At 46.0% G+C, this 19,463-nt stretch carries 20 protein-coding genes; all 20 read left to right on the top strand.

Features of this window, described 5'->3' with window-relative positions:
- Positions 1-360 precede the first annotated feature (360 nt).
- The 20 genes from RDW05_RS00205 (at position 361) to RDW05_RS00110 (ending at position 19,419) form a co-directional block, all read left to right on the top strand.
- A complete protein-coding gene (locus tag RDW05_RS00205) occupies positions 361-885 on the top strand; it encodes a hypothetical protein (protein ID WP_307977411.1) in 525 nt (174 codons plus the stop codon).
- Positions 878-2,239 carry a replicative DNA helicase gene (gene dnaB / locus RDW05_RS00200; protein WP_307977410.1) on the top strand — a complete coding sequence of 454 codons (1,362 nt, stop codon included), beginning with the start codon at positions 878-880 and terminating at the stop codon, positions 2,237-2,239. The genes RDW05_RS00205 and dnaB overlap by 8 nt, the downstream gene beginning before the upstream one ends.
- An 83-nt stretch (positions 2,240-2,322) precedes the next feature.
- Positions 2,323-3,516: a hypothetical protein gene (locus RDW05_RS00195; protein WP_307977409.1), complete on the top strand. Its 1,194-nt coding sequence runs from the start codon at positions 2,323-2,325 to the stop codon at positions 3,514-3,516.
- A gap of 387 nt (positions 3,517-3,903) precedes the next feature.
- Positions 3,904-4,644, top strand: coding sequence for a hypothetical protein (locus RDW05_RS00190; RefSeq protein WP_307977408.1), 741 nt, complete (start codon positions 3,904-3,906; stop codon positions 4,642-4,644).
- 172 nt (positions 4,645-4,816) lie between these two features.
- Positions 4,817-5,134 (top strand): cytoplasmic protein, encoded by a 318-nt coding sequence (locus tag RDW05_RS00185; protein ID WP_307977407.1) that lies wholly within the window; start codon positions 4,817-4,819, stop codon positions 5,132-5,134.
- Between the two features lie 19 nt (positions 5,135-5,153).
- The gene (locus tag RDW05_RS00180) at positions 5,154-6,416 is read left to right on the top strand and encodes an MBL fold metallo-hydrolase (RefSeq protein WP_307977406.1); all 1,263 of its coding nucleotides are present in this window, start codon (positions 5,154-5,156) and stop codon (positions 6,414-6,416) included.
- Between the two features lie 78 nt (positions 6,417-6,494).
- A complete protein-coding gene (locus RDW05_RS00175; protein WP_307977405.1) occupies positions 6,495-7,550 on the top strand; it encodes a WYL domain-containing protein in 1,056 nt (351 codons plus the stop codon).
- Between the two features lie 244 nt (positions 7,551-7,794).
- The gene (locus RDW05_RS00170) at positions 7,795-8,598 is read left to right on the top strand and encodes a CoB--CoM heterodisulfide reductase iron-sulfur subunit B family protein (protein ID WP_304134309.1); all 804 of its coding nucleotides are present in this window, start codon (positions 7,795-7,797) and stop codon (positions 8,596-8,598) included.
- Positions 8,598-8,987, top strand: coding sequence for a 4Fe-4S dicluster domain-containing protein (locus RDW05_RS00165; RefSeq protein WP_307977404.1), 390 nt, complete (start codon positions 8,598-8,600; stop codon positions 8,985-8,987). Before RDW05_RS00170 ends, RDW05_RS00165 begins: the two co-directional genes overlap by 1 nt.
- Before the next feature lie 11 nt (positions 8,988-8,998).
- A complete protein-coding gene (locus RDW05_RS00160) occupies positions 8,999-10,987 on the top strand; it encodes a CoB--CoM heterodisulfide reductase iron-sulfur subunit A family protein (protein WP_307977403.1) in 1,989 nt (662 codons plus the stop codon).
- Positions 10,981-11,418, top strand: coding sequence for a hydrogenase iron-sulfur subunit (locus RDW05_RS00155; protein WP_021719456.1), 438 nt, complete (start codon positions 10,981-10,983; stop codon positions 11,416-11,418). Before RDW05_RS00160 ends, RDW05_RS00155 begins: the two co-directional genes overlap by 7 nt.
- On the top strand, positions 11,406-12,395 hold the full coding sequence (locus RDW05_RS00150; protein WP_307977402.1) for a 4Fe-4S dicluster domain-containing protein: 990 nt from the start codon (positions 11,406-11,408) through the stop codon (positions 12,393-12,395). The genes RDW05_RS00155 and RDW05_RS00150 overlap by 13 nt, the downstream gene beginning before the upstream one ends.
- Positions 12,388-13,446, top strand: coding sequence for a 4Fe-4S dicluster domain-containing protein (locus RDW05_RS00145; protein ID WP_307977401.1), 1,059 nt, complete (start codon positions 12,388-12,390; stop codon positions 13,444-13,446). Before RDW05_RS00150 ends, RDW05_RS00145 begins: the two co-directional genes overlap by 8 nt.
- Positions 13,439-14,275 carry an FAD/NAD(P)-binding protein gene (locus RDW05_RS00140; protein ID WP_307977400.1) on the top strand — a complete coding sequence of 279 codons (837 nt, stop codon included), beginning with the start codon at positions 13,439-13,441 and terminating at the stop codon, positions 14,273-14,275. Before RDW05_RS00145 ends, RDW05_RS00140 begins: the two co-directional genes overlap by 8 nt.
- A 569-nt stretch (positions 14,276-14,844) precedes the next feature.
- A complete protein-coding gene (locus tag RDW05_RS00135; protein WP_276706372.1) occupies positions 14,845-15,519 on the top strand; it encodes a 4Fe-4S dicluster domain-containing protein in 675 nt (224 codons plus the stop codon).
- 35 nt (positions 15,520-15,554) lie between these two features.
- Positions 15,555-17,141: an FAD-dependent oxidoreductase gene (locus RDW05_RS00130; RefSeq protein ID WP_374110989.1), complete on the top strand. Its 1,587-nt coding sequence runs from the start codon at positions 15,555-15,557 to the stop codon at positions 17,139-17,141.
- A gap of 529 nt (positions 17,142-17,670) precedes the next feature.
- Complete coding sequence (locus tag RDW05_RS00125) at positions 17,671-18,126, top strand: DUF3990 domain-containing protein (RefSeq protein WP_307977490.1); 456 nt, start codon at positions 17,671-17,673, stop codon at positions 18,124-18,126.
- Entirely contained in the window at positions 18,123-18,593 is a 471-nt protein-coding gene (locus RDW05_RS00120; RefSeq protein ID WP_307977398.1) for a hypothetical protein, read from the top strand. The genes RDW05_RS00125 and RDW05_RS00120 overlap by 4 nt, the downstream gene beginning before the upstream one ends.
- A gap of 15 nt (positions 18,594-18,608) precedes the next feature.
- Positions 18,609-19,139 carry a ribonuclease domain-containing protein gene (locus RDW05_RS00115; protein ID WP_304098010.1) on the top strand — a complete coding sequence of 177 codons (531 nt, stop codon included), beginning with the start codon at positions 18,609-18,611 and terminating at the stop codon, positions 19,137-19,139.
- Positions 19,140-19,149: 10 nt separating this feature from the next.
- Positions 19,150-19,419 (top strand): barstar family protein, encoded by a 270-nt coding sequence (locus RDW05_RS00110; RefSeq protein ID WP_307977397.1) that lies wholly within the window; start codon positions 19,150-19,152, stop codon positions 19,417-19,419.
- Positions 19,420-19,463: the final 44 nt, after the last annotated feature.

Here is a 19,463-nt window from a genome sequence, read left to right as displayed (position 1 = left end):
GATAAAAATCGCAACTTGCTTGATGATATAATAAATATGCTAGATGCATATTATTATACTGCCAAACACCAAGCGACTAAACACGATAATCGTTATTCGTAGTTACGTTAAGCGTAAATAGCTAATCTTTGGTTTACATGATATACAGAAGTTGTTTTGCAGAGGACTTTATTATAACTGCTGGACGTGGGATGGGCAAGTCATCCTGCGTCTGGCTTTTGTTATTTTGCGGATTGCGTTTTGTTTACCGAAAATAAGCAAACATTATATACGTTACATCGCACCATTTTTGCCACAGCTGTTGCGCTAAAATGAAGCTATAAAAATTTATTGCAGAAAATAGCTCAAGGAGGTTGCGCAATGCTGATTAAAGGTTTAGGACGTGTAGAAGGAACGGTAGAAGATTTACAACCTGTAACATTGAAGCAACTTATTCCGCTAGATTTGCTTGATTCGTTTATAGGGATTTATTGGCACGTAGGCAAGGGTAAGTTTATCATTTATAAAGCTCCATTGCTTGATGCAAAGTATGCTGTGGTGGAGATGGGGCAGGATTATGATGAGCAGACGAATACAGATGATTTACAGATAGATTATAATGTCTTTCACATGGATATCTGGTATGAGGATGTATTGAAAAAATATCCGGAGTTTGTTGACTGTGAGTTTGATTGTTTTTCGCGTGGCAGGATACTTTATGAAGTGCAGCAGAAGAAGGTTGTGATTTATGGCTCTAAGAGGTTGTTAAATTCTGCAAAGGTAGTGGAATTTTTGGCGCGGGAGTTTATGCTGCCAAAAGGCGGATTTTTGGTTAATGATAAGATTTATAAGGATAAAGATGATGTGAGAAGTGTGGGAGATGGGGAGTGTGGGATTTATGCTTGAGAAAAGAGTACCTCCGCAAAATATAGAAGCAGAGCAGGCCGTATTGGGTGCAATGCTTATTGACAAAGAAGCTATCATACAAGTGAGCGAGATTTTGACAAATATTGATTTTTATCGTGAAGCACATCGTGTTATTTTTGAGGCAATGCTTGAATTATACAATAAGCATGAAGCCGTGGATATGGTTACAGTGACAGAAATCTTGAAGCGCGACAATAAGCTTGGAGATATTGGAGGCCTTGCTTATATCACAAGCTTGGCGAACGTTGTAGTGACTGCAGCGAATGTTAAGTATCATGCGGACATTGTTGCCGAAAAGTCTGTATTGCGTCAGCTCGTGCGTGTTGCTACAGAGATTGCAGCGAGGGGTTATGAAGCGAATGAAGATGTTGGCACTTTACTGGACACGGCAGAAAGGCGTATTCTGGAAATTTCCAATCGCAATAAGAAAACAGATTTTACGCCGATTAATGAGGTGCTCATGACGACTGTGCAGAATATTGAAAAGCTCATTAACAATAAAGGTGGCTTGACGGGCTTGCCTTCAGGCTTTACTGATTTAGATAAGCTTACAAGCGGTCTGAATCCGTCTGATTTTATTATTTTAGCAGCACGGCCTTCTATGGGAAAAACAGCATTAGCACTCAACATTGTGCAAAATGTCGCTTTGCGTGCGCATAAGAAGATTGGCGGCGAACCGCGCAGCGTGGCTTTTTTCAGTTTGGAGATGAATGAAGGAGAACTCGTCAAGCGTATGATTTGTGCGGAAGCGGGAATTGATAGCCAGCGTTTGCGCATGGGTGAGATGAGCGACAGAGATTGGGAAGCACTGTGGGGTGCATGTGACATGATAAGCAAGGCAAAGATTTACATTGATGATACACCATTTATTACTGTTATGGAGATGCGCAGCCGTGCACGCCGACTGAAAGCAGAGCATGGACTGGATTTAATTGTTGTCGATTATCTGCAATTGATGCAGGGCAGCAGTAAGAGCAGTCATTCTGATAACCGTCAACAGGAGGTTTCGGAAATTTCGCGTTCATTGAAGGCTCTGGCACGTGAATTGAATGTTCCTGTGCTGTCATTGTCGCAGTTGAGCCGCAGTGTGGAGCAACGTGCTGTGCAGCGCCCGATGTTGAGTGATTTGCGTGAATCTGGTTCGTTGGAGCAGGACGCAGACATTGTTGCTTTTCTTTATCGGGAGGATTATTATAAGCCAGATACGGAGAAAAAGCATACAGAGTTGATTATCGCCAAGCATCGTAATGGACCTGTTGATACGGTTAATTTGTTTTTCGATAAGAAGTGTACGAAGTTTGTGGGGCTTAGTAAAAGAGATGAGGCTTGTTAAATTAATAAAAGTGAAATGTTGATAGGAGTTTGCGGTGATGGTGGAGAATATGTAAGTATCTTAGTTGTGAGGAGGTTTTAAAGATGGCTAATCAAGATGCAGTCAAAATTTTGAAAGAAGAATTAGATGTATTGATGAAGGATTTTCCTAAAGAAATATCCATAGATTTTGATGGAAAAAATAATTTAACTATGACTCTTCTTCTAGAAGCAACTGGAATAATAAATAATCAGTCTGGTCAAGTAACTAATATGCAAGATAATAATGCTTGCTTTGAAGGTTGGGTGTTAGCCATTAGAGCTGCTAATGAAAACTTAAATATAAAATTATGTGTTTCTGGATTAGATAAGGAATTGAGGAGTTTATCAAAATCTATGGATCAAGATGATGATTTTGCTGAAAAAACTACAATTGTGGAAAATGAGAAGTGGATTGATAAATTAGTTTTGGGTAAGTTGTCAATGAATGAGTTGACCGATTGCTTGTTCCATAAGTTATTTTGGAATATATCAGATAAAAATAGATGCCATTTTGGACGCTTTTTATACAGAGTATTAAGGTTTTCTGAACAATATGCTAAGGTAAAGGGTTCAGGATGGTTTGAATTAGATGCTGATTTAGAGTGCTTGTGCAAATGTTTTGATAGATATTTAAAGAATAATTTATTTTTAAATAATATACCTCGGTGTGAGCCTAAAAGAATATCTTCAATTGCAGAATATGATGATAAATCTAAGATTTCCAAGGAGTATTTTGTTGAACAACAAATGTCGGATGGCAAATTGAAATTGTATGTAAATGATGCTGAATGTATAGGTAGACAATTTCCTGTTAGCTTATTTGAAGGATTTGTGTCTAAAGGCACCAGAATATTTTCTGGTGGATTTCTTGATTTATGGTCATTAAATTCTGTTGACGGAGATGAGTTAACAATTTATGAACTGAAAACAAAAAATCAGATGGTAGGTGCATTAACGGAGATTTTCTTCTATGCTAACTTCATGTATGATTTATGTGTAAAAAAAATATTTGATATTAGTAGTCCTACTGATAAAAATTATCGTAATTATGATTATATATATTTATTTGCAAAGAGAAATGTAACTAAAGTAACTAAAAAGGTTAAGGGTATTATTTTGTTTGATGATACTAATATTCATCCATTGCTTGCGATGAGTAATATAATTGAAATAATGAATAAAAATAGAACAAAATCAAAATTATACTATGTTAAACCTGTGAAATACAATCTTTCAGCAGGATGTATTGTAAAATAGTATCAGTTTATTTTTGGCTTTCTGTGGTAGGCGCTCTAGCGTTTTCGTTCCAATGAATTTTATGGTATACGGTAAAAATAAGAAATCCGTAAATTTATCAACTCGCTGCGGCTTGTGCCGCAGCTTTTTTTCGCCAAAAATAAACTTTAGCTGTGGCATTTTTGACATATCTGTTATCGTATACTATTATCATAAGGTTCTTTGAAAGCAAAATAGCACAAAACATATTTAGTGAGCTGCTATTTTTGCCCTAGCCTGCTTGTTATAATGAATGCAAGAAGCATAAATAAACTGTTCACGTGCAGGCGTGAGGGAGAGGGATTGCAGGAGTTTCAGTTGATTGCGGAGAATATGTGAGTATCTTAGTTGTGATTGGAGGTTTTAAAGATGGCCAGAGAAATCAAAACAAAATTTGCCAAAGCTTTAAAGATAGAAGGAATTTTAGAAGTTGCTAAATTAAAAGGTGTATTTGTCGTACCATTAAATGGTGGAAATAAAATTAGAGTATATTATAATGGTAAAAATCCTGTATCTGAAATAACAGAAATTGGTAGTCGTAGTGTAGGAAAATTGGATAGGATAAGGAATAAGATAAATGAATTGAAATTAAGTGATATGCCAACAGATGAAAAAACTTGCCAATATCAATTAGCTAATTCTCTAAATAATGATTGTACTTCGGAGTATAAGTGTTTGTGTACAGAGTATGCGATACCTGATCATTATAGAAAGAAAAATGCGATATGCTGTGGTAGACAAGATTTAGTAATAATTGACAAACATGGAAATGTATTAATTTTAGAATGTAAATATCAAAATAAGAGTTTAGCAAATATCAGAAAACATGAAGAGGATTTTAATAAAATAAAAAATGAGATTATAAATGAAGTGAGAGAAGATTTAGAGTGCCTACTTAAATCTCAAAAAGAATTAGGTGTATACCTGGATACTGATTGGTGCGGAGAGAAACTCAACAAAATTGAATGTGCATTTTTGTTTATAGATGTAAATCCGAAGAAAAAACCAAAAATATATCCTAGATACGATATGCGTGAAGATGATTGCATACGTGAAAATGACTGTCACAAGTTTAAAGAAATTTTAGCAGAAGCTTTTAGTAAAATGTAATATTCCTTCAAAGCTGCGGCTTGTGCCGCAGCTTTTTTCTTACCTAAAAATAAACCTTAGCTATACCATTTTTGCCATACCGCTTATCGTATACTATCCTTACAAAGTTCTTTTAAAACAGCATAGTTGATGTAACTGCTAAAATGTTTTTGTTAGGAAGGATGGAGATAAAATGCAAAAGATAAATTTTCATATAAATGATGATTCAGAACAAAAATGTGAGCCTGATTATATCGCAGCGCATGAATATTGTATGTTTAACAGAAGACTGATTGAACATGATAAAAGATGTGGCTGTTTTCATTGCCTTAAAGTTTTTGACACCAAAGAGCTAGAATGGGTTGATTTTGGCTTAACTGCGCTGTGTCCGTATTGTGGCATAGATGCTGTTATAGGCGAGGGTGCAGGCTATCCGTTGACAGAAGAATTTTTGAAGAAGATGAATGCATATTGGTTTTGGGGAATAGAGCCTGATAAGGTTTATGATTAAAAGATGGGGAGCGATAAAGATGTCTACTAACATAAAATTTCTTCATGCCGACCAGATTGGCGGCTGCGTTACTTTAATTAGCACAGACACAACGAAGATTTGCATTGATTTTGGCGAGAATCTGCCTGGCAGCAAGCATAAAGAAGCGCTGGAGGTCGAAGGCCTGACTTCTGGCGAGCCGCAATACGATGCGGTATTCTTCACGCATTATCATGGAGATCACATCGGCCGCTTCAATAAAATTCTGCCGGGGATTCCACTGTACATGAGCCAGATGTGCCGCTATGCGCTGCTCAATATTTACCACGCTTTGGCGAAGCACGATGCGCAGTACAAGAAGCAGATTGAGATTTTGGAAGACAAAACGCGTAATCATGTGCTCTGGCCTCAGCAGGCTGTGCAGGTTGGCGATATTAAAGTTACGCCTTACACCATCGACCATTCGGCAGAGGCGGCGATGATGTTTCTGATTGAAACGCCGGATAAGCGTATTTTGCACATGGGCGATTTCCGCACGCATGGCTTTATGGGCGAGAAGCTTAAAAAGCTACTGCTGCATTATGTCTTGGGCTTGGGGCTGCGTTCTAAGCCTGTGGATATTCTGATTACCGAAGGCACGAACTTGACGCGTGAGGAGCAGGGCATGCTGACGGAAAGTGAGCTTTTTCAGCAGGAGTGTGCGTTGCTGTCACAGCATAAGCTGGTCTTTTGCATCTGTTCGTCGACGAATTTTATCCGCCTTCGCAATTTTTATCGTGCTGCACGGGATGCGCATAAAATTGTGCTGGCAAGCAGATATATGCTGGAGCAGGTGAAGAGTTATTATCAATATAAGCTGGATTTGTATGCCTATCTGAATAATTGGCAACAGGACAGGCAGGTCAGATTGCCGGGAATGTACAGCCTGCTGCTGGACAAGGAAGCGTTACAGGATAAAACAGCCTACGAGTTGCAGGAAAAAAAGCTGCGTGAACGTGGCGCGCTGATTTTTCTGAGCGGAACACAGGCTGCGGAGAAGCTGCAAAGGCTGGCGGCGAAATATAGCGACCTGCAGCCGCTCGTGATTTACTCCCAATGGTCAGGCTATATTAAGGACAAAGATGCAGAGTATTATAATGCGAAGCTGGCTGGGGCCTGTGCTGCCTGCAATACTGTGCAGCTGCATACGAGCGGGCACGCGTCAAAAGAGGTAGTGGAGGAGATTATCAGGTTTGTGAATCCACGCGAGTATGTGGCGATAATTCATTCAGAGCAGGCGGAAATCAGGTACAGACAGTATTGATTTTCTTAGCAGTTACGTATATTATGAAGAATAGAGAGTATCTACGCAGAGCGTTTCATTGGAAGTGAGGTTGATAGCATGGCAGAGCAGAACGCAAAATATCTTAACAAATGCCGTTTATTGCGCGTGTTTGAATATATGCAGAACACGGATGAGCAGCATCCGCTGAACATTACGCAGATTATTGCGAAGCTGCTGGAGGACGGTGTGTGCGATCATGAGCCGGACCGCAAGTCGATTATGCGCGATTTGCAGACTATTGAGGCGTGTGGTTACAAGTTGGAAGCCTGTGAAAACCATAACGATGGCAAGTATCTAAATTATGAGAATAAGCCGTTCGGGTGTGACCAGCTCAAGATGTTGGCAGACGCAGTTGCTTCAGCCCGCTTTTTGACAGCGGAGGATGCGAAAAAGCTCGTGAATAAGATTTTTCAGTTGGGTACACCTTCCGACAGGAAGTTCCTGAAGGAGACTGTTATTTGTGATGCAAGTCTGAATGTGGCTCTAAGTAAGACGAAGTATAACTTTGATAAGATTATGGAGGCGATTAGGGATAAAAAGCAGATTAGCTTCCAATATAACTATAAGTTTGTGCCCAATCCCCAGCAGAAGGATTTGAGCCATGAGGGAATGGAATATTTTGTGAGTCCGTATTATTTCGTGCCAATGAATGATGATTATTATGTCATTGGCTGCACGGGTGAGTACAAAAATTTCAGTCATTACCGCCTGTCGCGTATGGTAAATGTGCAGGTGCAGGGAAAAGCGGCGAAGAAGCTGACAGATAGCACAGATTACAAAATGCTTACGGATTCTGGCAAAAATATCCGTGATTATCTGCGCGAGCATATTAATATGCGTTATGGTGCGACGCAGCGGGTTAGTCTACACTGCAGGCAGAAATGCCGCCTTGATATTATGGCAAGGTTTGGTAATAGGATTAACATGTACGACTGCCCGGATGATAAGGAATATTTTTCTACGAGCGTTGATGTGCAGTCTGACGAGGGCTTTTTGGGCTGGGTGGCAGGTTTTGACGGCGATGTAATTATAACTGGCCCCGACAATGTACGTTCGGCGTATAGGGAATATTTGCAAAAGCAGCTTGAGCTGTATAACAGCGAAGCTAAATAATGTTATCAATAAAGCATCGTTTGTACTGCATTTTTGCAGCGCAGATGGTGCTTTTTTGCTGTGAATAATTTGCGCGTTTACATGCTTATACCAATAAAATGCCTTGATGATACGCACTGCCGACAAGCAAGAAAATTTTCTTTTCCTACTAGCAGTATTTTCTGAATTAATGTAGAATAGATACGTAATAAAGCAATTTTTTGGTCAAGGTTGTTTTATGTCCTTTGCGAAGGAGGGAAAGACGATGATTTATAATTATTATCCTGGCTGTACGCTGTCAACGAAGGCGAAGCAGCTGGATATGGCAGCACGACGCTGTGCTGAGGTGTTGGGCTTTCCGCTGGTGGAGCTTCCGGAATGGCAGTGCTGCGGCGCGGTTTACCCTATGGCGCCTGATGCTATTGCCGAGCGTTTGAGTGCGGTGCGTGCGCTTGTGGCAGCGCGTGAAAACGGCGGCGTTCTGGTGACGCTGTGCAGTGCGTGCTACCATGTCATCAAACGTGTGAACCATGATATGGCAACGAATGCGGAGATTCGCCAAAAGGTGAATAATTATCTGCAATTGAAAGAGCCTTATGCCGGTGAAACACGGGTTTTGCATTACCTGGAGGTTTTGCGTGATGAAATCGGTTGGGAAAAGCTGGCGCAGCTGGTGAGTCATCCTTTGAAGGAACGCAGGGTTGGCGCTTATTATGGCTGTTTGCTGCTCAGACCGGGAGCGGTTTTGGCCCTCGATGACGTAGAGAGTCCAACTGTTATGGAAGCCTTTATTAAAGCGCTGGGTGCGGAGCCTGTTATTTACAGCATGCGCAACGAATGCTGCGGCGGTTATCTGGCGCTGAAGGATAAGGCGCAGTGCGAGCAGCTCGTCAGCGAAATTAAGAATAATGCTGCAAGCTGTGGTGCGCAGGAGCTGGTTACTGCCTGCCCGCTGTGTGCGTATAACCTGACGGCCAATGGTGCCGCAGGCAGCCTGCCGACACGCTACTTTACGGAGCTTCTTGCTGAAGCGCTTGGTGTTGCGGAGAGCGAAGGAGGTGCGGAATAATGGCTGTTGATGAAAAGCAATTGACAGAGGATATTCTGCGCCTTGCTGTTACCGACGTGAGCCGCTGTATGCAGTGCGGTCGCTGCAGTGCGAACTGTGAAGCTGCGTCTAAAATGGATTTGCTGCCCCACCGCGTAGTTTGGGATTTAAACAGCGGTTATGCATCCGAGCTGCTGGAGGCTGATGCACCGTGGCAATGTCTGTCCTGCATGGCGTGCGAGGAGCGCTGCCCACGTGGCGTGAGTCCGGCGCGCGTTATGGAGGCGTTGCGCCTGCTGCAGATTCGTCAGCAGGGCAAAAATAAGCTGCCTGCCGAAAGCGTGGAGCATTATCCTAGCGATATGCCGCAGCAGCTTTTGGTTGCAGCCTTTAGAAAATACAATAAATAGGGGGAAGCTACGTGCAAAAGATTGGTGTTTTTGTTTGTTGGTGTGGCAGCAACATCGCCGGCACGGTAGATGTTGCCCAGGTGGTAGAGGCAGTGCGCCAAATTCCGGACGTTGCTTATGCCATCGATTATAAATATATGTGCTCCGAGCAGGGCCAGGAGCTTATTCGCAAGGCTGTGGCTGATTATAAGCTGGACAGACTTGTTGTCTGCAGCTGCTCGCCGCGTATGCATGAGGCAACCTTCCGCAAATGTGCGGAGGGAGTTGGCATCAATCCCTACATGGTGGAGATTGCCAACATCCGTGAGCAGTGCTCCTGGGTGCTGAAGGATAAGGCCGAAGCGACAGCGAAGGCGATTAAATTAGCCAAGGCAGCAATTGCCAAGGTGCGCTTTAACGGAGCGCTGAAGCCTAGTGAAAGCCAGGTGGTGAAGCGCGCACTGGTTATCGGCGGCGGTATTGCCGGTATTCAGACGGCGCTGGATATTGCCGAGGCAGGCTACAAGGTAGACATTGTGGAGAAGGAGCCGACAATCGGCGGCCGTATGGCGCAGCTTGACAAAACCTTCCCAACACTCGACTGCTCTGCCTGCATCCTGACACCGAAGATGGTGGATGCAGCAAACCATGAAAATATTACGCTCTATACCTATAGCGAGGTAGAAAGCGTAAGCGGTTTCGTGGGTAATTTCGATGTGACCATCCGCAAAAAGGCACGCAGCGTGAAGGCTGATATGTGCAGCGGCTGCGGCATCTGTACCGAAAAATGTTCGTCCCGCAAAACTCCGAGTGAATTCGATATGGGACTGAAGAATCGCGGCGCAATCTATATTCCCTTTGCGCAGGCCATTCCTAAGGTGCCTGTTATCGACCGTGAGGCCTGCATCAAGTTCAAGACAGGTAAATGCGGTATCTGCTCCAAGGTTTGTCCGGCAGGAGCAATTGATTATACGCAGACCGATGAGCTGATCACGGAAAAATACGGTGCAATTGTATTGGCAACAGGCTTTAAAACGATTTCTCTCGATAAGTTTGGCGAATATGGCTACGGTGCCAGCAAGGATGTTATCACCTCACTGGAGCTGGAGCGTCTGACGAATGCGGCTGGTCCGACCGAAGGACATCTTGTTTGTCCGTCTACCGGCAAGGAGCCGAAGAAGGTTATTATCGTTTCCTGCGTAGGCTCGCGTGATGTGAGCGGTCGCGGCAAGAGCTACTGCAGCAAAATCTGCTGCATGTATAATGCCAAGCATGCGATGTATATCCGCGAAAAATATCCTGATGTGGATGTAACTGTATTTTATATAGATGTACGTACTCCGGGCAAGGGCTTTGACGAGTTCCAACGCCGTGCAGTGGAGGAGTACGGTGTGCATTATGTACGCGGTCAGGTAGGCAAGGTTGTTGTTGACGGCGATGGCAAGCTGACGGTTTTTGCCAGCGATTTGAACAGCGGCCGCAAGCTGATGCTGAATCCTGATTTAGTAGTGCTGGCAACGGCTGTACAGCCTTCTCCCGATGCGCGCAAGCTGGCGACGATGCTGACTGCCAGCATTGACAACGATGACTTTTACGTAGAGGCGCATCCGAAGCTGCGTCCGGTTGAAAGTCCGACAGCAGGCATTTTCCTGAGCGGTATGTGCCAGGGACCGAAGGATATTCCGGAAACTGTTTCACAGGCCGGTGCAGCGGCTGTTAAGGTGGTCGGCCTGCTGGCGAAGGATAAGCTGCTGACGAACCCCTGCACTGCGCAGTGCGATACAAGCATTTGCAGCGGCTGTCTGGCTTGCACGCATGTCTGCCCCTATGGTGCGATTACTGGCGAGAGCAAGCAGGTTATCACTAAGCTGGGCGTGCGCGAAACACGCACCGTTGCTGTGGTAAACAATGCGCTGTGCCAGGGCTGCGGTGCCTGCACGGTAGCCTGCCCCTGCGGTGCTATGGATTTGCAGGGCTTTACTAATCAACAAATTCTGGCAGAGGTGGATGCATTATGCTAGAGAAGAAAAATTTTGAACCGAAAATCGTGGCCTTCTGCTGCAACTGGTGCAGCTATGCCGGTGCTGACGGCGCCGGAACGGCTCGCAAGCATTATCCTGCTAATATCAAAATCATCAAGGTTCCCTGCTCCTGCAGAGTGAATCCGCTCTTTATCCTGCGCGCTTTTCAGCGTGGCGCGGACGGTGTAATCATGTGCGGCTGTCACCCCGGTGACTGCCATTATTCTACCGGCAACTATTATGCGCGTCGTCGTATGACGCTGCTGCTCAGTATGCTTGATTATCTGGGAGTGGCTGGTGAACGCTTCCGTGTGGAATGGGTTAGTGCGGCCGAGGGCGCACGCTTTGCACAGGTGATGAACGATTTTGCCGAGCATATTGCGGCATTGGGTGAGAATGTAAAGTTGAGGGATTTGCGATGCAAAAAATAGAAAAGCTGCTGCAGAAGCGTGCAGCTGAGCTGTTGGCAGAGGGCACAGTAGAGCGTGTGCTGGCATGGCAGGCAGGCGAATTCTTTTACGATAACACACCTGCAGCCGTAAGCAGTGCGGACGAATGCGACAAGCTTGTCTATAACGAGTTCTGCCCTGCCAATCTCTGCAAATATTTAATCGAAACAAGCCATGCAGGAAAGAAGACAGCAGTTTTCTTAAAGCCCTGTGATACATACGGAGTAAACCAGCTGCTGAAGGATAACCGTATTAAGCGTGAGCTTGTTTACGCCATCGGCACTCCCTGCAGCGGGATGCTGGATATCAACAAGATTAAGGCTGCCGGCGTTAAGGGCATCATCAGCGTGAGCGTGGACGGTGACGAGGTTGTTGTCAACACTGCCTATGGCGAAAAGCGTCTGGCAAAGGCTGACGTGCTGCTGAACAAATGTCTGATGTGCAAGGGCGCAGCTTATAAAATTGCGGACGAGGAGCTGGCCGAGCCGCTGCCTGTACCGCAGTTCACCGGCGATAAATTCGCTAAGGTCAAGGAGATTGAAGCGATGAACCCCGAGGAGCGCTTCTCCTTTTGGCAAAGCGAGCTTTCCAAGTGCATCCGCTGCAATGCCTGCCGTGATATCTGCCCGGCGTGCAGCTGTGAGCAATGCATTTTTGATAAGCCAGATACTCCGGTAGCAGGGAAGGCGTATGCCGACGATGTTGAAGAGCAGATGTATCATATCATCCGTGCCTTCCACGTTGCGGGTCGCTGCACCGGCTGCGGTGAATGTGCGCGCGTTTGTCCGCAGGGAATTCATCTGGAGCTGCTGAATATGAAGTTTATGAAGGATATCAACAGCTTCTTCGGCCAGTATCAGGCCGGTGCGGACAGTGAAACACCTGCACCGCAGGTAAGCTTTAAGCAGAATGATCCCGAGGCCAACAGTGCGGTAGAAGGGAGGGAGCAGCATGTATAAGATAGCAAAGGAGAAGCTGCCGAAGTTATATGCAGCCTTACAAAATATCGGTACGCTACTGCTGCCCTGCAAGAACAAGAGCGGTCATGTGGACTTTGCACCGTATCGCGAGGATGCGGAGGTTGCACTGGATGCGCCGCTGACAAACCGTAGCGTGAAGGATGTTTTCTTTCCGCAGGTAGAAAATCTGCTGACCTTTAAGACGAGCGGCAAGGAGCTGGCGCTAGAGCAAAATATTCCGCCTGCCGGCGTGACTATCGTCATGGGCGTGCGTGCCTGCGATGCGCGCAGCTTTAAAATTTTGGATAAGGTGTTTTTGAAAGCGCCTGTTGATACATATTACAAAACAAGACGCGAGCAATGTGTGCTTATCGGCTTAGGCTGCAGTGCTCCCGAAGAAACTTGCTTCTGCCATGCCTTTGGCATTGACGCAGGCGCTCCGGAGACGGATGTGCAGACCTGGCTGGCAGGCGAGGAGCTTTGCTGGCAGGCTGTGACTGCCAAGGGCGAGGAGCTGACAGCGCAGCTTGTTGATGGCGGTGTGCTGGCTGAGGCGGAAGCTGCTTCTGCAAAAGCAGTCGGCGAACAAAAGGAGCAGACGCAGAAAATTTTGAGTGTACTGCCTTTGCATGATTTCGAGGTAAATGACGAGCTGACTGAGGATGAGCTGAAGATATTCAACAGCAAAATCTGGGAGCAGCTGGCTGCAGGCTGCTTGTCCTGCTGCACCTGCACCTATGTGTGTCCCACCTGTCATTGCTATGATATCCGCGATTATCAGGAGACGGAAGAGCGCACGCAACGCTATCGCTGCTGGGACAGCTGCATGGCGAAGGATTTTACGCTGATGGCGCATGGCAGCCCGCGTAAGACGAAGGTGGAGCGCTTCCGCCAGCGTTATATGCATAAGCTGGTATATTTCCCTGAAAACAATGAGGGTGAATATGCTTGCGTCGGCTGCGGACGTTGCCTGCAAAAGTGTCCGGTGCAGCTGAATATTGTCAAGGTTGCCAAGGCCTTGGAAAAAGCGGAGGTGAAGCAGGATGTGTAATTGTCAGGATACCTTGATTCCGCAGATTGGCGTGGTGATGGATATCTGCACGGAAACAGCTGATGTAAAAACCTTCCGCGTGGAGAAAATCGGCGGTGGTAAGCTGTTTGAGCATCTGCCGGGACAATGCGCTATTCTTTCTGTTCCCGGTAAGGGTGAGGCGATTTTTTCCATTACCTCCTCTCCGACGAACGAAAAATATATGGAGTTCAGCATTAAACGCTGCGGCTCGATTACGAACTTTTTGCATTTTGATATTGAACCCGGTCAGCAGATAGCGGTACGCGGACCTTACGGCAATCATTTTCCTGTCGAGGATAAATTGAAGGGCAAGGATTTACTGTTTATTGCCGGTGGTATCGGTTTGGCGCCGCTGCGCAGTGTCATCAATTATATGTTGGATAAGCGTGACGATTACGGCAGTATTGATGTTGTTTACGGCGCACGCAGTAAGGAAGATTTTGTGCGTTACGATGAGCTGACGAATGTGTGGCCGTCGCAAAAGAATACGCGCGTGCATCTGACGATTGACCGTGCGCAGGAGGGCTGGACGGGCAATGTAGGCTTTGTGCCGAACTTCCTGAAGGACCTGAAGTTTACGCCGGATAAGACGGTGCTGCTGTGCGGTCCGCCGATTATGATTAAGCTGTGCCTGGCGGTGTTGATTGAGATGGGCTTTGAGAAGAAGCAGGTTTATACGACGCTGGAGCTGCGCATGAAGTGCGGCGTGGGCAAGTGCGGTCGCTGCAATATCGGCAAGAAGTATGTGTGCAAGGACGGGCCGGTATTTACTTGCGATGAGCTGGACGAGATGCCGGACGAATATTGATATGACCGGCGATAGCACGCCATCTGCTTCCCAAAAGCTCCTCGACGTACCTCCAGTACGCCGTCGTCGCTTTTACTCGCATCTGACGCACTCTTGCCAGTCATAAATAAATTTTGTGCCTCGCCATAAATATATCGTTCCAGTCAGAAGCAATTTTCCTATGCCTTTTGGCATAACGCAAATTTCGTGCGGAAGCAAGACGGAACTTCGGTAAAATTTGTCAGATGGTAACAGAAAGTTACGTACCCTTGTTCCTGTGCTTCCAAGCACTTATTTGCTAAAATTGCTATGCATGCCCCCTTTAGTCGCTAGCGCGACAGTTCCCCCGAGGGGGAACCAAGAATGTGCTAATGAAGTTTAACGAAAAAGCTATTAGTCTTGCCTGCCCCTTGGGGAAGGTGCCGAGCGTAGCGAGGCGGAAGGGGGCGTCACCATAAATATATCGTTTCTATCAGAAGCAATCCACGATATATTAATGGCTCGTAATGAAACTATTTCGTTTATAGCGGATTTTAGCGTTGTAATTCTGAAATACATTTTTTGGAGAAGAAAATATAAGGAGCAAAAATATGGAAGAAATGGTAACTGTTTACCTGCTGGGCAAAAAGTACAGTGTCCCGGCAACCCTGACCATTATGGATGCCATGGAATATGCAGGCTTTAAGCTGGTGCGCGGCTGCGGCTGCCGCAGCGGCTTTTGCGGAGCCTGTGCAGTAATTTATCGCCTGAAGGGCAGTACGGAGCTGAAGGTTGTGCTTTCCTGCCAGACGAAGGTTGAGGAAGGCATGTGCGTTGGCAAGATTGATTCCTTCCCGATTAACAAGCGCACCTTTAATATCGAAGAGATTAAGGCAAGCGATAATATTGTCGGTCAACTGTATCCGGAAATTTTCAGCTGCATCGGCTGCAATGCCTGCACGAAGGGCTGTCCGCAGGGCCTGAATGTTATGCAGTATATTGCTTACGCTCAGCGCGGCGAATATGAGAAGGCAGCACATGCTTCCTTTGACTGCGTTGGCTGCAATATCTGCGCATCCCGCTGCCCGGCGCAAATCAGCCACAGCGCTGTCGGCCTGCTGTGCCGTCGCCTGACGGGCAAATATATTGCGCCGAAGTGCGAGCATCTGGCTAAACGTGTTGCCGAAATTGAAAACGGCGATTATGTAACGCTGCTGGAAAAGCTGAAAAATATGCCTTTGGACGAAATCAAAGACCTGTATAACAAGCGTGAGATTGAAAAATAAGGAGGTGCGGCAAGGTGAGTGCATTTACTGAAGATATGTTAAAATCTATGGCTAAGGTTGAAGCTACCCGTGCCCAACGTCTGCACGCTTCTATCGAACGCTTTACGGCAGATGAAAAGGAAGAGCTGCTGAAGGAGTTCCATCCGGACTACAGCTCAAAGGGCTTCAAGGTTTTGGAGGTTGGTCCCAACAAGGGACAGAAGGTGCCGGTAGAATTGGCACAGCTGCTGGAGGGCAAAAGCCGTCTGCAGGATGTGGAGCTTGATTTGGAAAAAGTGGACTATGACGTTGATGTTCTGGTTATCGGTGGCGGCGGCGCCGGTGCTTCCGCTGCGTTGGAAGCACATAACGGCGGTGCAAACGTCCTCGTAGTTACCAAGCTGCGTATGGGCGATGCCAACACCATGATGGCCGAAGGTGGTATTCAGGCTGCGGATAAGGGCAACGATTCCCCGGCGCAGCATTATCTGGATGCCTTTGGCGGCGGTCACTACAAAAATATTCCCGAGCTGTTGGAAGAACTGGTAACCAACGGACCGTTGGCGATTGACTGGCTGAGCAAGCTGGGCGTAATGTTTGACAAGGAACAGGACGGCACTATGGTGACGACGCATGGCGGCGGCACGAGCCGTAAGCGTATGCATGCTTGCGCCGATTACACCGGTGCTGAAATCATGCGTGTGCTGCGTGACGAGGTGCAGAACCGCCGTATTCCTGTGCTGGAGTTTTCACCCGCAGTCGAGCTGCTGCTCGACGAAGAGGGCAAAACTGCCGGTGCGGTGCTGTGGGATTTTGACGCGCAGGAGTACAAGGTTGTACGCGCAAAATGCGTAATCATGGCAACCGGTGGTGCAGGACGCTTGCATTATCAGGGTTTCCCGACATCTAATCATTACGGTGCAACTGCTGACGGCCTTGTTATGGCATACCGTGCCGGTGCGCCGCTGATTTATGCGGATGCTATTCAATATCATCCGACGGGTGTTGCTTATCCGGCGCAGATTTATGGTGCGCTGGTTACCGAAAAGGTGCGCTCGATTGGTGCGCAGCTCGTAAACAGCGAAGGCGAAATCTTTATGCATCCGCTGGAAACCCGTGATGTGGCGGCTGCGTCTATTATTCGTGAGTGTACTGCCCGCGGCAAGGGCGTGAAGGCGCTCGACGGCGTGGCGCTGTGGCTCGACACACCGCTGATTGAAATGCTGCACGGCGAAGGCACGATTGCCAAACGCATTCCGGGTATGCTGCGCATGTATGCTAAGTTCGGCATTGACCTGCGCAAGGAACCGATTTTGATTTATCCGACGCTGCATTACCAAAACGGCGGTATTCTTATTGACAAGGATGCGGAAACTAAGCTGCCGGGATTGTTTGTTGCCGGTGAAGCTGTTGGCGGCATTCACGGTACTAACCGTTTGATGGGCAACAGCCTGCTAGATATCATCGTCTTTGGCCGCATTGCTGGTACTAAGGCTGCCGAAGCAGCGAAGAGCGTCAAGCTGGGCAAGCTGAGCCTGGAGCATGTACGTCGCTACGCTGAGGAAGAAAAGGCTGCTGGCGTGCAGGGCGAGCTGTCGCCGAAGTTGCTGCCGGTTTATACTCATGGCAGAGATGTAAGGTAAAAACAGAAGAGAAATAAAAAACATACAACGGCAAACTTCACAGTTTGTTCGTTGTATGTTTTGTTTTATATGTTAAAATATGTTTTAAGACAACCGTTTACGGGGTGGCATTGCCGAAATTCTCTAAGAGAATCGAGGTGATGTCTATGAGGAACTATGATTTCAAAGACCTGATGGCTTTTGGCATGTTCATTCTGGCATTGCTGACTTTTATCTTTCAGTACAGCAGATAGTCTAGACATAGAAAAACCGCCTCTGTAATTTGCAGCTACAAGGCGGTTTTTCAAACCTAATTTAAGCGGCAACCCACCTTGTGGGCGGTTGTCTTCTTTATCTATAATATAACATAAAGCATAGTTTTTTTCAAGGAATTACTTGTGAACTTTTGGTTGTGCGGCGTATCATGATATGGTGCGCCGATTTTTTGTATATGATATAATGAGAAGAAAGCAATGATAATTCTGAGCGTTTATAATTGATTTATATGCTAAGTGAAAGTATAGAATAAGGAGGTTTTAGCGTGGCAGATATGCTTACCCTTTACCATGGCAGTAACGTCATTGTAAAAAATCCTCAAGTATTAACTAATGGCTTTTATAAAGATTTTGGCTACGGCTTTTATTGTACCAATTTAGAAAAACAAGCGCAGCGTTGGGCTTTGACTAAGCGTAATAAGCATGTAGTGAATATCTATAGCTATGAACCTGACAGCACACTGAATATCCTAAAATTTACTACTATGACTGATGAATGGCTGGAATTTGTTGTTGCCTGCAGGCGTGGCATTGAACACCATTATGATATTGTGGAAGGGCCAATGGCGGATGATACGATTTGGGATTATATTGAAAGCTACGTAGATGGCAGTATTACCAAAGAAGCCTTTTGGGTGTTGGTAAAATTTAAATATCCCACTCACCAGATTGTTTATTGCACAGAGCGTGCTCTGGCAACGCTGCAGTTTGTAAGGAGTTATGCATTATGACAAACCTTTACTTTCCTGACGAAGAAATAACAAAAAATGATTTGTACTTTATGTGTTATATGGTGGAGCGTGTGGCCCGTAAGCTAAAGCAACATAACGCTTATGTAGTTAATACCATAGGAGAGGCTGAGCTGCGTCATTTAATCAGCGTGGCTAACGTGCTGCACAGCGTTAATCCCATGCAGGTTGAAGCTGATTGGATTACAGAGTATAACCTGCAGCAGGGTACTTTTGATATCACTGCGGTTGATAAGAATTTATGCGAGCAGATTCCGGCGGCTACTGCGATGGGCAAGGTATATACGCGTCTTATTCTTGCTACATTGCAGCCTGATGAAGATTACGTTCAGGGCATGCGGCGGGTATATAATAATCCTATTTGCGAAGTGATTGATAATTATAATGCCAGCGCCTATTATGAGCCTTCGTATGTAATCGCAAGAGCTTATAATGATGGTGGTTTTTAAGAAAGGAGCATCCTTATGCAAAAACTTTTAGCGTTCTTCCTGGCGATGCTGCTTAGCGTCAGCATAATTGCCGGCTGCGGCAGTAATAGCCCTAAGACCAACGATAAACAGACAACCCAGACAACAACTGTTAATACAACCAAGAGCAACAATGGCCAGAACACTGCGGCCAACGTCAAGGCCAACAGCGGCAAAATCAAAATCAGCGAAAGCGCTGCCTACACCGATAAGGAGCACGTTGCTGCCTATATCAACGAATATAAGCGTCTGCCGCACAACTATATTACGAAAAACGAAGCCAAAAAGCTGGGCTGGCAGACAAAAGGCACACTCGACAAGGTTGCGCCGGGTAAATCCATCGGCGGCGACCGCTACGGCAATTACGAAGGCAAGCTGCCTAAGAAAAACGGCCGCAACTGGAAGGAATGCGACATTGATTATGTGAAAGGCAATCGTAACGCGAAGCGAATTGTCTTTTCCAACGATGGTCTGATTTACTATACCGGTGATCACTACAAGTCCTTCAGCAAGCTTTACGGAAAATAAGGAGATTATTATGAGAACAATCACATTAGACCTTGAGCGCATGACATCTGTGTCTGCGCTGCATAAATATCTGCGCAGCGCGCTGGCATTACCTGTGTACTATGGTGCCAATTTAGACGCGTTGTATGATTGCCTGACAGAAATTGCCGAGCCGACGCAGATCATTGTGCCTGCCAACGTTACGGATAATGAAAAGCTGGGCTGGTATGGCGAGCAGCTGCTGCAGGTATTGCAGGACGCAGCGGAGGAAAACAAAAATTTACAGGTAACAGTGAAATAGCAATACGAAGGACGGGCCTTGGCGGTTCGTCCTTTTTACTTTTA

Origin of the sequence: uncultured Phascolarctobacterium sp. (assembly GCF_902463975.1) — a bacterium.
GTDB lineage: Bacteria > Bacillota > Negativicutes > Acidaminococcales > Acidaminococcaceae > Phascolarctobacterium_A.
This window is presented reverse-complemented; position numbering and strand designations above follow the sequence as displayed.

What these genes read in the sequence shown, in the direction of transcription:
- RDW05_RS00165 (WP_307977404.1), top strand. Translation starts at nt 8,598, where the DNA reads ATGGCTGTTGATGAAAAGCAATTGACAGAGGATATTCTGCGCCTTGCT.
- RDW05_RS00170 (WP_304134309.1), top strand. Translation starts at nt 7,795, where the DNA reads ATGATTTATAATTATTATCCTGGCTGTACGCTGTCAACGAAGGCGAAG.
- RDW05_RS00135 (WP_276706372.1), top strand. Translation starts at nt 14,845, where the DNA reads ATGGAAGAAATGGTAACTGTTTACCTGCTGGGCAAAAAGTACAGTGTC.
- RDW05_RS00205 (WP_307977411.1), top strand. Translation starts at nt 361, where the DNA reads ATGCTGATTAAAGGTTTAGGACGTGTAGAAGGAACGGTAGAAGATTTA.
- RDW05_RS00180 (WP_307977406.1), top strand. Translation starts at nt 5,154, where the DNA reads ATGTCTACTAACATAAAATTTCTTCATGCCGACCAGATTGGCGGCTGC.
- RDW05_RS00155 (WP_021719456.1), top strand. Translation starts at nt 10,981, where the DNA reads ATGCTAGAGAAGAAAAATTTTGAACCGAAAATCGTGGCCTTCTGCTGC.
- RDW05_RS00150 (WP_307977402.1), top strand. Translation starts at nt 11,406, where the DNA reads ATGCAAAAAATAGAAAAGCTGCTGCAGAAGCGTGCAGCTGAGCTGTTG.
- RDW05_RS00140 (WP_307977400.1), top strand. Translation starts at nt 13,439, where the DNA reads ATGTGTAATTGTCAGGATACCTTGATTCCGCAGATTGGCGTGGTGATG.
- RDW05_RS00115 (WP_304098010.1), top strand. Translation starts at nt 18,609, where the DNA reads ATGCAAAAACTTTTAGCGTTCTTCCTGGCGATGCTGCTTAGCGTCAGC.
- RDW05_RS00175 (WP_307977405.1), top strand. Translation starts at nt 6,495, where the DNA reads ATGGCAGAGCAGAACGCAAAATATCTTAACAAATGCCGTTTATTGCGC.
- RDW05_RS00145 (WP_307977401.1), top strand. Translation starts at nt 12,388, where the DNA reads ATGTATAAGATAGCAAAGGAGAAGCTGCCGAAGTTATATGCAGCCTTA.
- RDW05_RS00185 (WP_307977407.1), top strand. Translation starts at nt 4,817, where the DNA reads ATGCAAAAGATAAATTTTCATATAAATGATGATTCAGAACAAAAATGT.
- RDW05_RS00125 (WP_307977490.1), top strand. Translation starts at nt 17,671, where the DNA reads ATGCTTACCCTTTACCATGGCAGTAACGTCATTGTAAAAAATCCTCAA.
- RDW05_RS00195 (WP_307977409.1), top strand. Translation starts at nt 2,323, where the DNA reads ATGGCTAATCAAGATGCAGTCAAAATTTTGAAAGAAGAATTAGATGTA.
- dnaB (WP_307977410.1), top strand. Translation starts at nt 878, where the DNA reads ATGCTTGAGAAAAGAGTACCTCCGCAAAATATAGAAGCAGAGCAGGCC.
- RDW05_RS00130 (WP_374110989.1), top strand. Translation starts at nt 15,555, where the DNA reads ATGTTAAAATCTATGGCTAAGGTTGAAGCTACCCGTGCCCAACGTCTG.
- RDW05_RS00110 (WP_307977397.1), top strand. Translation starts at nt 19,150, where the DNA reads ATGAGAACAATCACATTAGACCTTGAGCGCATGACATCTGTGTCTGCG.
- RDW05_RS00120 (WP_307977398.1), top strand. Translation starts at nt 18,123, where the DNA reads ATGACAAACCTTTACTTTCCTGACGAAGAAATAACAAAAAATGATTTG.
- RDW05_RS00190 (WP_307977408.1), top strand. Translation starts at nt 3,904, where the DNA reads ATGGCCAGAGAAATCAAAACAAAATTTGCCAAAGCTTTAAAGATAGAA.